This window comes from Amycolatopsis sp. cmx-4-54, from assembly GCF_046548895.1.
GTDB lineage: Bacteria > Actinomycetota > Actinomycetes > Mycobacteriales > Pseudonocardiaceae > Amycolatopsis.
Genome location: NZ_JAEBEJ010000001.1, coordinates 469,511 through 483,067, shown reverse-complemented (window position 1 = coordinate 483,067; position 13,557 = coordinate 469,511). Strand labels below are relative to the sequence as shown.

The following is a 13,557-nucleotide window of genomic DNA, read 5'->3' as shown; positions in this document are numbered from 1 at the left end:
GTGGGACGGTCATGGTCATCGCCGTCCCTCCTGTTCCCCGTGCAGGCGGGACAGTTCGTCGGCCGCGCCGCGCAGGAGCCGCAGGTTCTTCGCGATCTCGCCGATCCCGCGCGGGATCGCGACCACGGCGACGAACACGAGCATCGTGGCCGCCGCGATGGCCGCGGCCGCGATGAACGGGGTCTCGCGCACGTGGAGGAAGATCGTCAGGCCGATGGCCACCGTGATCACGAAGGCCTCCGGCCAGGTCAGTCTGACCGCGGCCGGGGTGGTGCCGCCCCTGGGAGGTGGGTTCACCGATGTCAACATGGCTGGGTGCCCTTCTGCGGATGAAGCGCGCCTGCACGCCCCGAGGTCAGCAGGGGCGGGCGAGGATGGCGCGCTCCGTGGTTGCGGATTTACGAGCACTGCGTCATCGGTCGGGCCTCTGCGGCTGCGAACCACTGGCCATGTTGGCAACATCCCGGGGTGGACCGGAACCAGTCAAGGCTCCCGTACGGGCAGACGCATGAGGAGCGCTCGCTACGCAAACGGTGTCTACCGTGTGCTGTGCGGAGTCCCGTAGACACGACGAAGGCCTCGAGCGTGGTTACGCTCGAGGCCTCGCCTGAGTATGTGGCCCCAGTTCGCAGCTGAGACCACCGGTTCCTGTGCCTTACCGCAACCACGCAGAAAAGCTTCAGGACTTGACCCGTGTACTCAGCACGGGGTGTAGTCGACCTTGTCGAGGTACTCGAGGTCCTCGTCGCCGAGGATCTCGAGGAGTTCATCGAGGGCGCGCTTGTACTTCGTCCAGGCCTTTTCGTTTGCGACCGGGCTGTCGATCTCGATCCGCCTGAACACCCCGCCCGGGAACCGTGTCAGCAGTTCCTTGTAGTCCAACGGCAACGCGATGCCCAGATCCTGCTCCACGATCGTCCAGGACCTCTCGGAGGTGAACTGCCGCTGCCAGCCCCAGCAGGGCGGCGATCTCGTCGACGCGGGACGGGGTTTCGGAGTGGGTCATCGACTTTCCTTGGCTGGTTGAAGTGGCCCAGGGTGGCTGGCGACGGTCGGCATCGAGTTGGGTCGCGTCAGCCAAGTTCTGCATCCTGGGCAACCAGACCGAGCCTGAGGTGCGGAGTAAGTAAGATGAATTCTCAGATGCCTGCCGCCCCCACGTGCTGGGGCGCCCGCGGCGGTCATCCGGTTGCCTGTCGCTAGCGGTACGCGTGGGGAAATGTACTCCACGGGCAGGTCTGTGAAGTCCACGCTGCGGGCGTTCTCCGCAGCGTGGACCTCCTCGGCGCCTTTAGTAACTGATCGCGCCGGAGATGGGCTGCTGTCAAGCTCCCGCAGGGAGGGTAAATGGCCTCAATGATCGTTCCTTTGCGGAGAGGTTCCAGCCAAGAATGTTACGTTCGCTCCTGCTGCTCGCGAGTTCGAGCATCACCGCTGTCATTGACCGCTTTGTCCTCGTCCAGTCATCGGGACTGTGTCGACTCTGATACACCACATGCCATTTGTCAGGATTGGATGTCCATGGCAGCCAGAAAAGTGCGCCACCCTCGACATCGGAAGCAAATGGGATCACTCCATTGGGCTCCGGAAACGGCGGAAAACTGTCGTACCCTCGTTCCCAAGCTATCCTTGCGCCGACCAAAATTCCGTCAAATCTCGCTTTGCACTGAGCTAGGTGCTCAGCGCTCTGGACAGGATTCCAAAACGTGACCACGTCGCGTATCACTCCGGAAGGAAACCGGCCCATGAATTCCTTGTAGTCGGCGGGCAACGGGGTTCCCAACTGTTCTTCGGCCGCCTCCCACTCCAGCTCAGGCGATACGGAGCCATCCCAACCGAGCGCAACCGCGATACGATCGACAACGAGACCAGGATCGGTCATCTGAACGCAGACTCCTTCTTTGAAGAGACACTCGTTCAGACCGTATCATGCCAAGTCTAAAGTATCGACCTGGCATGATAAAGCAGCCGCACGCGTCTGACTCGCACTATTGACAGGTCGTCCGTGGCGGGTTGCGGACATTTTCTACTATTGCGAGACACCGGAACGAGCTTTCCATCCCCCATGCCTTGATATACAGCCTTGCTGGCACCGCGTCTCCGGGGTTCTTGTAGTAGGCACTGACCCGGTAGTAGACTTTTTCGCCCGCACGTACCGCCCGCGCGATCGGCTCCTCGATGTCATATCGCATAGCGGGCGTGTTCGCCAACTCGTACAGCGGGACAATGTTTTGCACGTGGTGCACTCCGCCGAACATCGAAGCGATGAGATGCCCTCTGTGCATCAGCCCTTCTTCGTACCCAACAGGTGTGTCCGGCTCACCTGGTTGGCGAGGACCGACATAGGCGACGCATGCGGTTCCGCCGGTGGCACGGCTTGCGGGCACGTTGTTGTAGGTGAAGTTCTGCATGCGGTCGTTGACGACCCACCCGGTGGTGCCGTCGGGGCATTTCCGGTCGTTGTTCTCCTCGCCAGGGCCAGGCTCGGGGAGCGGGCCGGGGAACGGGTACGGGTCCCGCCGCGGGTCGTTCACCGGGGGCGCGTGGGGATCGCGCTTGGGCTTGGTCTGCACCTCGCAGCCAGGTCCGGCGAGGCTGTTGGCAGCGACCGTCTTGCACTTGATCAGCCGCTGAGCCAGGTCCCTCAGTTCGCTGGTCAGCCGCCGTCTCGCGACCTTCAGGTCCTTGAAGGTGCGGATGCCTTTGACGATCCGGACGACGGCGGAGACGGCATCGGGGATTTTGCTGAGTACGGAGGCGATCTTGAGGATGGGCAGGGCGTTGATGACGGTCATGACGCAGGAGATGAAGTCGCCTTCGGTGAAGCAGCGTTTGGCGTCGTTGTAGCCGATGATGTCGAGGATGATCTGCCCACCCTCTTGGGCGACGAAGTCCAGCAGCGGCTTGTTCGCATCGGCGCGGGCGCGGTTGTACTCGTCAACGGCGGCTTGCCCCTTTTCAGTCCGCAGCGCCTCGGCTTCCGCCGACGTCAGCGCGGGGATCTCGCTGTCGTCGGTGATGGCTTGCTCAACCTCCTGACGTTGTCGTGCTTCGTTTTCCAGCCGGAGCTGCTCCTGGATCTGGGCCAACTGAGCCTGGATGTCACGGGAAACCTGCGCCACGTTGTTCGCACGCGTTTCGGTGTCTTTGGCGTAGTTCTCGGCGTTGGTGGCTGCTACGTCGGCGTTTCGGGCGTGTTCCGCGGCCCGGTCCGCCGAGACACGGGCCGCGTCAGCGTCAACCTGAGCTTGTTCGGCGGCTTGTTGGGCGGCTGCGGCGTCGTGTTCGGCGCGGGTGGCGGCGGCGCTGGCTTCGTTCGCCGCGCGGGTGGCGGAGTCGGCGGCTGCGCGGGCCGCGCGGGCGTCGGCGTCGGCTTGGTCGGCGAGACGTCCGGCGAGGGCAGCGTCGGCGGCGGCCTGGTTCGCCGCGGCTCGGGCTGCTTGGGCGTCGGCTTGTGCGCCGGCGTCGACGACCGCGGCATCCGCCGCGGCCTTGCGGGCTGCCGCGCCGTGGATGGCGGCGTCGGCCGCTGACTGCTGTGCCGCCGCGGCGGAGCGCGCAGCAGCGGCGGCGGAGCTGGCCGCTTGGGCTGCTGCCTGGTAGGCGGGGGCGACGTCGGCGGCGGCGTTGCGTGCGGCGTCGGCTGCCCGCTGGGCTTGGGCGGCGGCGTCCGCGGCAGCGGCCTGGGCGGTCTTGACCTGGGTGTCCCCGACGTCTTTGGCGCGGTTGGCGACCATGATGATGAAGTCGGCGTCGATGTCCGCGCCGGTGAAGGGGCTCACGATCGCGATGGCCTGGTCCGCCGGAGCGGCGATCCCGGAAGCCGACTGCACCGATGCGGTCGCGGCTCGGGCGGCGATCCCGGCCTGCATGGCCGCGGTGGCTGCCTCGACGCCGGCGGCGTTCGCTTCATCCCGGGTGCGGTGGGCAGCGTCCAAGGTGATCGCTGCTTCGACGGCTGCCTGCTGTGCGAGGTTGGCCGCGTTGCGCGCGTACTCCGCGGCCCGGGCCTCAGCAGCGGTGGCCTCTTCGGCAGACGCGCGGGCGCGCAGTGCTTCGGCGTGGACCGCAGCGGCCTCCCGTTCGGCGTGGGAAGCGGCCTCGTTCGCGCGCGCCGCAGCGGCCTGGGCCTCATTCGCTGCGGTGCGGGCGTTCTCGGCGGCGACTTCGGCTTCGCGTGCGGCGGCGCGGGCTTGGGCGGCGGCGGCGTGGGCGGCGTCGGCGTGGGCGCGGGCCCGGCCGGCGGCGGCGTCGGCTTCGATCGCGGCGCCACGGGCACGACCGGCGGCCGCTTGAGCGTCGTTCGCGTGGCCACGGGCGATCTGCGCGGCGTCCTTGGCCTTGTTGGCGTCGGCTCGCGCCGCGTGGGCCGCGGCCCATGCCTTGTCTTTGTCCGCCTGCACGACCTCGGTGGATTGCTGCAGCCGCTGCGCCAGGCCTTCGAGGCCGGTGGCCTTCTTGTCCGTGGTGTCCGCGGACTGGGCGATCGCCGCAGCCTCGTCCCGTGCCCGGAACGCGTTGGCTTCCTCGTTACGAGCACTGGTGTTGGCGGCTTGGGCTGTCTTTTCCTGGGCGCGGGCGTCACGGGCGGCGTCGGCGGCGATCTGTTCCTGGGCTTGGGCGTCACTGCGTTTCCCCGCCGCGATCCGCTGCTGGGCCTCGGCGTCCAGGCGCTTCTGGTGCGCGATGGCCGCGTCGCGCTGGGCGGCGTCGCGGTGCTGGGAGGCCTGGAGTTGTTTGGCTTCGGCTTCCTGTCGTTTCGCGGAGGCCTGGAAGCGCCAGTGCTCGGCCTCTTGTCGTTTCGCGGCGGCGACGTCGCGTTCGCGTTCGGCGTCCACACGGGCTTGTTTGACGTTCGCGGCGTGAACGCGGGCGTTGCGAAGTGCGGTTTCGGCGTCGACCCGGGCCTGGCGCGCCAGCTCGGCCGCCTCTGCCGCAGCGGTGGCCTGGTCTTTGGCGGCCTGTGCGAGCTGAGCGGCCGCGGCGGCATGGGATTCAGCGTTGAGCCGCCACTGGCGGGCGTTCGCCTCGCGGGCTTCGGCCTTTTCGGCGGCGTCGGTGGCGGCGGCGTCGGCGTGGATCGCGTCGATGGCGTGCGCGGCGGTCTGCGCGGCGCGTTTCGCCGCGTCCGCGGCAGCGGCCATGCCTTGCACGACCTTCGCCCACTGCGTGCCGTGCGGCATCCCGTTCTGCAGCAGGATGTCGACCTGGACACCGGCCCCGGCGCCGGCGTTCTGGGCGGCTTGGGCGTCGGTGACGGCGCGACTGACCTCGCGGGCGACGTCGTCCTTCGCCCGCTGATACAACTCCGGGTGATAGGTGTGCCCGGCCTGATCCGACGCGAGCAACCGGGCGGTCTCGCGGGAGATGTTCGCCGCGGAGGTCATGTCGTTCGCGGTGCGCTCGAGGGCTTTGACCCCGTCGGCGTGCGCGGCGAGCAGGTTCGTGCGGGCGCGCATCGCCCGCGCGGTCCGCTGCGCCAGATCCGATGCCGCGACCGCGTCCTTGCGTTTCTGTTCCAGCTCGGCCAGATACCGCTCCCGCGCGTCGGTGTCGCGCTGAGCCGCGGCCAGGTATCCCGTCTTGAGGAACTCCGCGATCGCGGTGTCCCCGGCGGCGAGTGCTGCCTTCGCCGCCGCGGACACCTCGGGCGTGCCGCGGTCGGCGGCGACCTGGACATGCATCCGCCGCCGGTTCTTCAGCTCCTTGTCATAGGCACCCTCGCGCCGGTCCTGTTCGGCGGCGATGTCGCGGCCGAAGGCCAGGAAGTCGGCCCGGTCGTAAGCGTTGCCGGCCAGGGCGCGGGCCACAGCAGTGTTGAACACGGGGCCGCCGGTGCCCGCCAGCGGCTCGATCAGGGCACGGTTGTGAGCGTCGGCGTCGGCTTTGCGTTTCCTCGCCGCCGCTTTGGCGTCCTGCTGTCCATGGTCGAAGAACACCGGTATGGCGTTCGCGTCGCCTGCTTCCGCTTTCCGCAGGGTGTCGCGGGCGGCGGCGCGGACTTCCTCGTCCTCGTCGAACGCGGCGATGTCGGCCAGCAGATCCAGCTGCAGCTGCCGTAACACGGCCTCCTGCTCGGGATCGCCTTCCGGCCCCGGTGCCTCCGGTGGGGGTTCGCTGGTCGCGGCGGCACCGGCCGGTGGCTGCCACTGGCCATGGGGCGCCCCTGGCGCGGAGAGGGCGGCGACAGAGCTGCCCGGTCCCGCTCCCCCGGCGACCAAGGCGGCGGCCAGGGTCACCACCACGGTTCGCCGGCACCACCGGCTGGCCAGGACCCCTTGTCTCGCGCGGCGCATCCGTCTCGGCATTCGCACAATCCACCCCCACCATCGAAAGAAGTCCGTGTCAGAACACCTGGCCACGGTCGGGTCGTGGCCAGGCGGAACACATCCGCCGGGTCAGGGGCGGGTAGTCATCCGCTCATAGCCGAGCTGCGCCTGGTCACGAGAGTCGGTCCATCGCCCGGCCTCGTCGCCGGCGAACGTCGTTTCCGTCGTCCAGCCGCCGCGCTGTTTCTCCGCGCCCGTCACGATCGCCGCCCAGACCGGGTCGGTTTCCGCGGCCGCGCGGTCTTTCACCGTCTGCCAGTACCGGGCCTGCTCCAGGCAGAGCTGCCGCTCGGCCTCCCACGCCTGCCGTGCTTCCTCGGCCTTGTCCCGCGTGGTGGCCCAGGCCCGGGCGGCGACCAGACGGGCCTGCTCCGCCGCGGCCTCCCCCGCGTTGCGGGCCTCAAGCTCGGCCGCCTCGGCGTCAGCCACCAGCCGCGGGATCACCGCGTGATACTGGATCCCCGCGTCCTGCGTCCGGAGCCGGAAGATCTCCACATCCAGCGCCGCCGCCGCCATCCACCCGGTTGCGAAAAACTCCCGCACATCCGCATCGGTACTTCCCGGCCGCAGAGCATGCTGCGCGGCCAGCCGGACCTGCTCACCAGGATCGGAAACGCTCAGCAGGCGGATGAAATCCCGCTCCTCCGCAGCGATCACCTGCCGATGCTGCTCGTCGGACTCCCGGGCGGCGGTGTCGAGTGCTTTCGCTTCAGCGAAACCAGTCCGCACGAAACGATCCCGGTCAGCGTCACTACCTTGGGAGGCCTGTTTCGCGGCGGCGTGGACCCTCGGGGAGTACGTGGCGGTATACGTCGCTAATACTCGCTGCACGAAATCCCGATTACGCGCGGAATTCTGCTGAGCACGCTCCCGCGCCTCACGAAATCCGGATATTACGAATCGCTGGAGTGCGGTTTCCCCTTCGTCTGACCATACCGCCTGCCACGCCGAGGCTCGAACCAGCGTTTCCCCGTGATAGAGAGCGATCTGGCGCACCATCGGATACCACGGCGACTGCTCGATCCCCGCCACGCTTCGACCCGCCGAACCTGCGACAGCAGCAGAAGTGTTGCCAGATAAGAGAAGTGTGATCGCCAACCCGATCGCGAGCGCTCGGCAGACGACAGCAACCTTCACCACGATTTCCACCCCCCCCCAGTAGCCACGTGATCACGCAGCCGGGAAACTATGGCACACCATCGCGAGCACCCCCCATCATAACGTGATAGCGGTCACAGCAATTTTCAGCGGTTGATCACGGCTGCGTTTCGGTTGTCCAGACCTATTGACAGCAATTTGTCATGGGCGCTAGTTGTCGTCATGCTCGCGTTTCTCTCGCCGCCCTGAAGGCGGTTTCCGCTGAGCGGTAAATACGCCATTTGATTCAATCATCATGCCATCAAGAGGGGGAATAGTTGTGAGACGTTCCGGTAGATCGACGGCGGCATTGCGCCTGCCGCGACAACATCCAGGACGGACGGCCGCGGTGTTCACCGCGGCCGTCATGGCGTTCAGCATGCTCGCCGCCCCGCCAGCCACCGCCACAACTGACGTAAGCACCAGCACAACGGCGGCCCCAGACCCCGCCACACCACCGGCCTCGACGCAGCCGGCTCCAGTACCCCTGACTGTCGGGACGCTGCCCGGGGCGCCCCAGAAACCAGCCCGACCAGCGCCAAAGGCCACCCTGGCACAGTCCACCGAAGCCGAAAAGGCCAAAGCAGCCGCCATACTCGGCATCGTCGCCGGCCCGGAACTGCTGATCCTCACCGACCGCAACTTCACCGCCGCCATGTACTACGCGGCCGACGACCTGGACAAGCAGAAGCCGCTCGAGCCCGAGCACCGGAAGGTCAAGGATGCCGCCGTCGCCGCGCTCGGCGAGAGCGACGACGCCTGTACCACGTTCATCAAGACCGGCATGGCCGCAGCCCACGCCCAGGACCAGGCCATCGTGACCGAGCGCCGCGTCCGACAGGAAGAGGAACGCACCGCCAAAGCCAAGGCAGCCGGTCTACTCGGCATCCCGGCCGACAACACCGTCCTGGAGAAGTCGGTCTACGAGTTCATCGTCTACCTCGACCTCAACGCCGACAACCACAAGGACACCGCGGTCAAGGAAGCCGCCCGGACCGCGTTACGCGGCACAGCCGAAGCACAGTGGACCTTCCTCAGCGTCGGGGTCTTCGACGAGCACAGCAAGGACGTCGACCGGCTGATCCGGGAGGACGAGGCCAAGTCCGAAGCAGAGAAGGCGGCCGAGCGCGCGAGAGAGGCCAAGGCCAACGCCGCCTGGCACGCCCTCGGCATCCGCGGCGACACGACCCTGGTCAACCTCAGCGACCAAGACTTCGTCATCGAAATCTGGAGCCGCGCACCACGCAACACCGAGGTCCACGGAGCCGCCGAAGCCGCCGTCCGCAGCCGCAACCCCGCCGACTGGAAAGCCTTCATCGACCACGGCGCCAAAGACGCCCACCTCCGCGACATCGACAACGAACTCCGCAAACGCGACGAAGAGTACATCCGCCAGATCACCGAGATCCGCACGCGCGCGGTCAAGAGCATGGTGCACCCAGCCCTTGTCACCGCCGCCGATGCCGCTCTAGCGGGCTCTCCGATCGACCGGGAGCGATTCCTGCGCACCGGTCAGGACCAGCACTTGACGCAATCGCTGCGCGGAAGTCTCCATGGCGGGAAAGAGGCCTACCTCACCGATGGCGATGGCCGTGCCACCATGACCATATGGCAGCCAGGTCACCACCCAGAGAAGTCCTGGAAAATCCTCCCTGGGCTCAGTGATCCGGCTTGCTTCTCTCTCCAGTCTGTGACCCATCCCAACAGCTACCTCCGTTGGACAAAAGCAAAAGCAGATGACAAGTACGGTGCCGCAGTCACCGTCGCGCCTACCGACGGCACCGATGTGTTCAAGGCTGAGGCAACGTGGTGTGTAAATGGTGAGCCGGGGTGGCCCATGTTCCGACCAAAGGGAGACCCAAGCCTGTACCTGCAGCCTGAAGGGTCACGTAATGCTACCTGGGTGATCGAACCGCCCCATCCTCCTACCCCCTTCGAACTGCACTACAACAGAGATAGTGGTCTCCGCAACAATCTCGGCAAGCCTCTCAACGAGCCTGTCCTCGACTCCAACGACTTCGGCTATCAGGAGTACGAGAAAGGCAGGCTCTACCTCACTCGGACCACCGACGTCCACGTGATCTACAACGGGCCGATTCTCGACAAGTTCTTGGAAATGGGCGGCTTCTACACTCTTGGCCATAGTCTGGACGACCAGACGACGACAAACGACGGACAAGGCCAAATACTGCAAATCCACTCCGCCCGCGGAGGAAGGGACAGTCAATTCATCGTGTGGAGCCCGGCAACAGGCACCCACGAAGTACACGGCGGCATCGGCGACGTCTGGAGTTGGGCCAGGCGCGTAGACGGCCCTTTGGGCTACCCGACCACCGATGAGACCGGGTTCGGTAACGGCACCGGCTACTACAACCGATTCACTGGCGGATCGATCTACTGGATGCCCAACGTCGGCGGCCTCACGGTCACTGGCGACTTCCACAACCGCCACAAAGCTCTCGGCTATGAAACCGGACCCCTGGGGCACCCCATAGAGAACGAAAGCGCCGCGGCGCTCGCCGACGCGGGCGTCCCGAGCATTCCGCGCCAGCGATTCTCCACCGGCGCGCTCTACCGCACTTCGGCCAACGGCGTCCTGGCCGTCCATGGCGAGATCTACAAGAAGTATGCCGAACTCGGTCACGAGACCGGCATCCTTGGCTTGCCCGCCTCCGAGGTGCTTCCCACCTCCGACGGGGTCGGCAAGTATGTCAACTTCAGCAACGGCACCGCCATCTACTGGCACCCCGCCACCGGCGCCCACGCCATCTACGGCAACATCCGCGCCCGCTGGAACGCCCTAGGAGCCGAAACGTCCTACCTCGGCTACCCCACCACCGACGAACTCCCCCTGCCCAAGGGACGCCGCAACGTCTTCCAGAACGGGCGCATCGACTGGAGCAACGAGAGCGGCAGCACCATCGACTACAAAACCGTCACCATGCCCCTCGGCTCGATCGAACTCAAGAACGCCAACGGCGGACGCTGCATCCAGGTCGCCGGCGTCGGCCAGGACGCACTGCGCGACGGCGCAGGCACAGAACTCTGGGACTGCGTCGCCGGCGCCAAGCAAGTCTGGAAACTCACTCCGCTCGGCGACAACAAGTACACCCTCAAGAACCAGAACTCCGGCAAATGCCTCGACCTGGCCCCCAACTACAACAACGGAACCTCGATCACCCAATACACCTGCCACAACGGCGTCAACCAGCAATGGGAGTTCACCACCGCCGCCAACGGCACACTCGCCCTCCGCAGCGTCTACTCCGCCAAGATCGCCGAAGCACTCGGTAACGGCACCGCCAACGCCACCCCCGTAGGACAGTGGGCCGACCTCGGCAACCCCAACCAACGCTGGAGCATCATCCAGATCAGCACCACCCCATAACACCCTGGGTGCTGGCTCCATCGAACTTGGAGCCAGCACCCAAATCAGCTAGCCCACACCGTTCCTGCAGCTTCAGGGTATTTCGGTTTTCGTTTCAAGCCATCCGCCCACAGCGATCGATAACCTCGGAGACGTCGTAAACGCAGGTCAGAGGGGGCTTGGCGATGTCGGAAGCTCCGCGGAAACCGGGTGAGCAGCCACTTGTCCCGGCGAAGAAGTCGCAGGGTGGACGGCCGACGAACGAGCTGCCGAAGTTGTTGAACCTGACAGATGTTCGCGAAGTCGCCTTCCTATGCGCGACCGTGGGTGGCTTGATCCGAAAGGTCTTCGGCTCGTACAGGAGGTTCTATGCCATCGCCGAGGACAAGAAACTACCGATCAGCAGTGCGCTGCAGAAAAATCTGAGCCGGGCCGTACTACCGGAGTTCAACGAGATCGAGTTGGTCGTGGAGTGCTGCGTCCGCGCCGAAGCGGGCGTGACGAAAGAGGCTGTGTTGCCTGATCTGCGGCGGCTGTACGACGACGCCGTGCGTGCCACGAAGGCCAAAAAGACCGGCACACCGGTGCCCGCGGTCGCCGAGGTTTCCCCCTACCGGCGACTCGACGGTCGTCGAGATCGTGCGGGATCTGGCGGCGACGGTCAGGCAGCTCTCCGAGGATCTTCGCGAGGAACGTCAGCGACGCGATCGGCCGTCGTCCGAACCTCTGGTCATGGTGGCGACGCCGCTGACGGCGGCCGACGTCGGGACTGCATGAGTATGGCGGCCAGGGTTCGCGATCTCCGGGCTGAATGTGCATAGAGGAGCTAAAGACGGCACGGATACCGGCCAACGGCGAGCAGCAGGAGGATGCCGCTGTCTGTAATCCGTACGTGGTGACGGCGGCCATTACCACGGTGAGACCCGCCATGCCGAGGGTGACCATCGTCATGACGTCGCTCATACCGGCGAAGTGCTCGTCGGTCGCCCACACAACACCGCGATCGTGACTCCTGCCAAGCGCGGACAGGACAAGCAGTGAGACCGACACCGATTCTGACTGGCGGAAGATCCGCGGTTCCCCGCGGAACACGTAGGAGTCGTGCCCGACGTGTTCCCGCGGAGTCTTCACCGGCAGCGCCTGGTTCCGCGAGGCGACCTTCAGTCGCCGGTGGCGGGGATGGGTACGCCGGTGTGTTCAGCCAGTCGGACGGCCTTGACCGGGTAGGTCTGGGCGATGATGTCGAGCAGCCGGGCAACGGTGTCGGGGTCCTCCTGCGCCAGCTTGTGCAGGAAGGTGATCATTCGGCCTTCAAAGGGCCGGCTGACTGAGGCCACCATGGTGGCCGCGTACTCGGGATCACGTCTGGCGATGTCCTGCAGCGATCCTGAACGGGACGACGAGGCTCTCACTCATCAATGGCCAGCACCGCTCGGGCACGCTGCCGGACCGAGCGCTGCCGGTCAAAAGCCAGTACTCGCCCGACACCTGGTATCCCGGCCTCTCGACGCGACCGGGCACGCGCGCACCACTGTCAAGACGGTGTGACGTCTTCAGAGACCCGACGGCCCCGCCAGATTCTGGCCAGGGCCGTCGGGCTACAGAGTCAGATCGCGGTGACGCGCTGGGCCTGCGGGCCCTTCTGGCCCTGTCCGATCTCGAACTCCACGCGCTGCCCTTCATCCAGGGACTTGAAGCCGTTGCCCTGTATCTCCGAGTAGTGCACGAACACGTCCGGCCCGCCACCGTCCTGCTCGATGAAGCCGAAGCCCTTTTCGCTGTTGAACCACTTCACACTGCCTTGAGCCATACTTTTCTACCTGCTCTTCATCGTGCGTCAGAGCCCTGACCATGCCCTGATCTCGAGGCCATTGTTTCAGGCACCAGCCCATCTGTGCACCTGTCGGAGCCGCGGCTGGCGCGATCACCACCACTTGGACCAACGTGCTTCGGCGGGCACCACCTTCGCGTCCAATTGATGCGTGCAGGGGTGTGGTGCCGCTGGCCCTGGTGCGCCGGTCCGGGCCCAGAACGCGAGCGACGTGGGGTCACGGTCGATCGGCAGTGTCGTCCATTGGTAGCGCTGTCCTCGTGCGGCTGCCGCGGCGACGAGAACGGAGCCCGCTCCCCGGCGGCGGTGTTTCTGCTCGATGTCGATGTGGACGAGGATCGCGCGCTGGTCGATCGAGCAGAGGGAGAGCTGGACTTCACCGAAGGTCGTGTGTCCCAGTCGCAGCTGGATGGATCCGATTCCGGCGGGCGTCGGTGGGCGAAGCAGGACGAGACGGAGCCCGTACTCGTCGACCTGGTCCTCGGTGACGTGCCGCCGGGGTGAAGGGTCGATGCTTGCCCAGAGTCCGCCGCGGCCGGGGAGGGCGTGGCAGGCTTCGCAGAGCCATTCGGGTGCGCGGTAGTCCTGTAACCAGCTCTGTCTGACGCCTCCGACCGCGAGGTCGTGTCCCCAGGGGCAGTGGGTTGGTGTCGTGGTGCCGGGTCGGATGGGGATCTCAAGGGTGCGCCAGCCGTGGTCGGCGCCGGTCATCGGAAGTCCCGCGACGGCCCGGTGGTCATGGACAGGTCGAGGCGTTCGAGTTTGGCGGCGACGAGAGTGACGACACCGTCGGCGGCCTGGACCTGGCCGCGGACGAGCAGGGCGGCGCTGGAGCGGGCGATGACTTTGTGGCGGGCCCACACCGTTGACCGGACTAAGAACCGACACGCCGG

Annotated in this window: 11 protein-coding genes; 2 read left to right on the top strand and 9 right to left on the bottom strand. The window is 66.2% G+C overall.

What is annotated here, in order from left to right:
• Positions 1-15 precede the first annotated feature (15 nt).
• From ACLJQ7_RS02390 to ACLJQ7_RS02370, 5 genes are all read right to left on the bottom strand, one after another.
• Entirely contained in the window at positions 16-297 is a 282-nt protein-coding gene (locus ACLJQ7_RS02390; protein ID WP_410646451.1) for a hypothetical protein, read from the bottom strand.
• Between the two features lie 402 nt (positions 298-699).
• Entirely contained in the window at positions 700-912 is a 213-nt protein-coding gene (locus ACLJQ7_RS02385) for a hypothetical protein (RefSeq protein ID WP_410646450.1), read from the bottom strand.
• A gap of 412 nt (positions 913-1,324) precedes the next feature.
• Entirely contained in the window at positions 1,325-1,882 is a 558-nt protein-coding gene (locus ACLJQ7_RS02380) for an SMI1/KNR4 family protein (protein ID WP_410646449.1), read from the bottom strand.
• Between the two features lie 106 nt (positions 1,883-1,988).
• Positions 1,989-6,245: a DNA/RNA non-specific endonuclease gene (locus ACLJQ7_RS02375; protein ID WP_410646448.1), complete on the bottom strand. Its 4,257-nt coding sequence runs from the start codon at positions 6,243-6,245 to the stop codon at positions 1,989-1,991.
• A gap of 153 nt (positions 6,246-6,398) precedes the next feature.
• Positions 6,399-7,478, bottom strand: a complete 1,080-nt coding sequence (locus tag ACLJQ7_RS02370; RefSeq protein ID WP_410646447.1) for a hypothetical protein — start codon at positions 7,476-7,478, stop codon at positions 6,399-6,401.
• A 337-nt stretch (positions 7,479-7,815) separates the two neighbouring features.
• Between ACLJQ7_RS02370 and ACLJQ7_RS02365 the strand changes: the two genes are divergently transcribed.
• Positions 7,816-10,854, top strand: a complete 3,039-nt coding sequence (locus ACLJQ7_RS02365) for an RICIN domain-containing protein (RefSeq protein WP_410646446.1) — start codon at positions 7,816-7,818, stop codon at positions 10,852-10,854.
• 164 nt (positions 10,855-11,018) lie between these two features.
• Positions 11,019-11,654, top strand: a complete 636-nt coding sequence (locus tag ACLJQ7_RS02360) for a hypothetical protein (protein ID WP_410646445.1) — start codon at positions 11,019-11,021, stop codon at positions 11,652-11,654.
• 339 nt (positions 11,655-11,993) lie between these two features.
• Here ACLJQ7_RS02360 and ACLJQ7_RS02355 read toward each other — a convergent pair whose 3' ends face one another.
• The 4 genes from ACLJQ7_RS02355 to ACLJQ7_RS02340 form a co-directional block, all read right to left on the bottom strand.
• Positions 11,994-12,137 carry a hypothetical protein gene (locus ACLJQ7_RS02355; protein WP_410646444.1) on the bottom strand — a complete coding sequence of 48 codons (144 nt, stop codon included), beginning with the start codon at positions 12,135-12,137 and terminating at the stop codon, positions 11,994-11,996.
• A gap of 302 nt (positions 12,138-12,439) precedes the next feature.
• Entirely contained in the window at positions 12,440-12,643 is a 204-nt protein-coding gene (locus tag ACLJQ7_RS02350; RefSeq protein WP_410646443.1) for a cold-shock protein, read from the bottom strand.
• A 114-nt stretch (positions 12,644-12,757) separates the two neighbouring features.
• On the bottom strand, positions 12,758-13,375 hold the full coding sequence (locus ACLJQ7_RS02345; RefSeq protein WP_410646442.1) for a hypothetical protein: 618 nt from the start codon (positions 13,373-13,375) through the stop codon (positions 12,758-12,760).
• Complete coding sequence (locus tag ACLJQ7_RS02340; protein WP_410646441.1) at positions 13,372-13,527, bottom strand: hypothetical protein; 156 nt, start codon at positions 13,525-13,527, stop codon at positions 13,372-13,374. Before ACLJQ7_RS02340 ends, ACLJQ7_RS02345 begins: the two co-directional genes overlap by 4 nt.
• Positions 13,528-13,557: the final 30 nt, after the last annotated feature.

Bases quoted from the DNA above. Each gene is read 5' to 3' on its own strand.
- ACLJQ7_RS02350 (WP_410646443.1), bottom strand. From the start codon at position 12,643: ATGGCTCAAGGCAGTGTGAAGTGGTTCAACAGCGAAAAGGGCTTCGGC.
- ACLJQ7_RS02360 (WP_410646445.1), top strand. From the start codon at position 11,019: ATGTCGGAAGCTCCGCGGAAACCGGGTGAGCAGCCACTTGTCCCGGCG.
- ACLJQ7_RS02380 (WP_410646449.1), bottom strand. From the start codon at position 1,882: ATGACCGATCCTGGTCTCGTTGTCGATCGTATCGCGGTTGCGCTCGGT.
- ACLJQ7_RS02355 (WP_410646444.1), bottom strand. From the start codon at position 12,137: ATGATCACCTTCCTGCACAAGCTGGCGCAGGAGGACCCCGACACCGTT.
- ACLJQ7_RS02345 (WP_410646442.1), bottom strand. From the start codon at position 13,375: ATGACCGGCGCCGACCACGGCTGGCGCACCCTTGAGATCCCCATCCGA.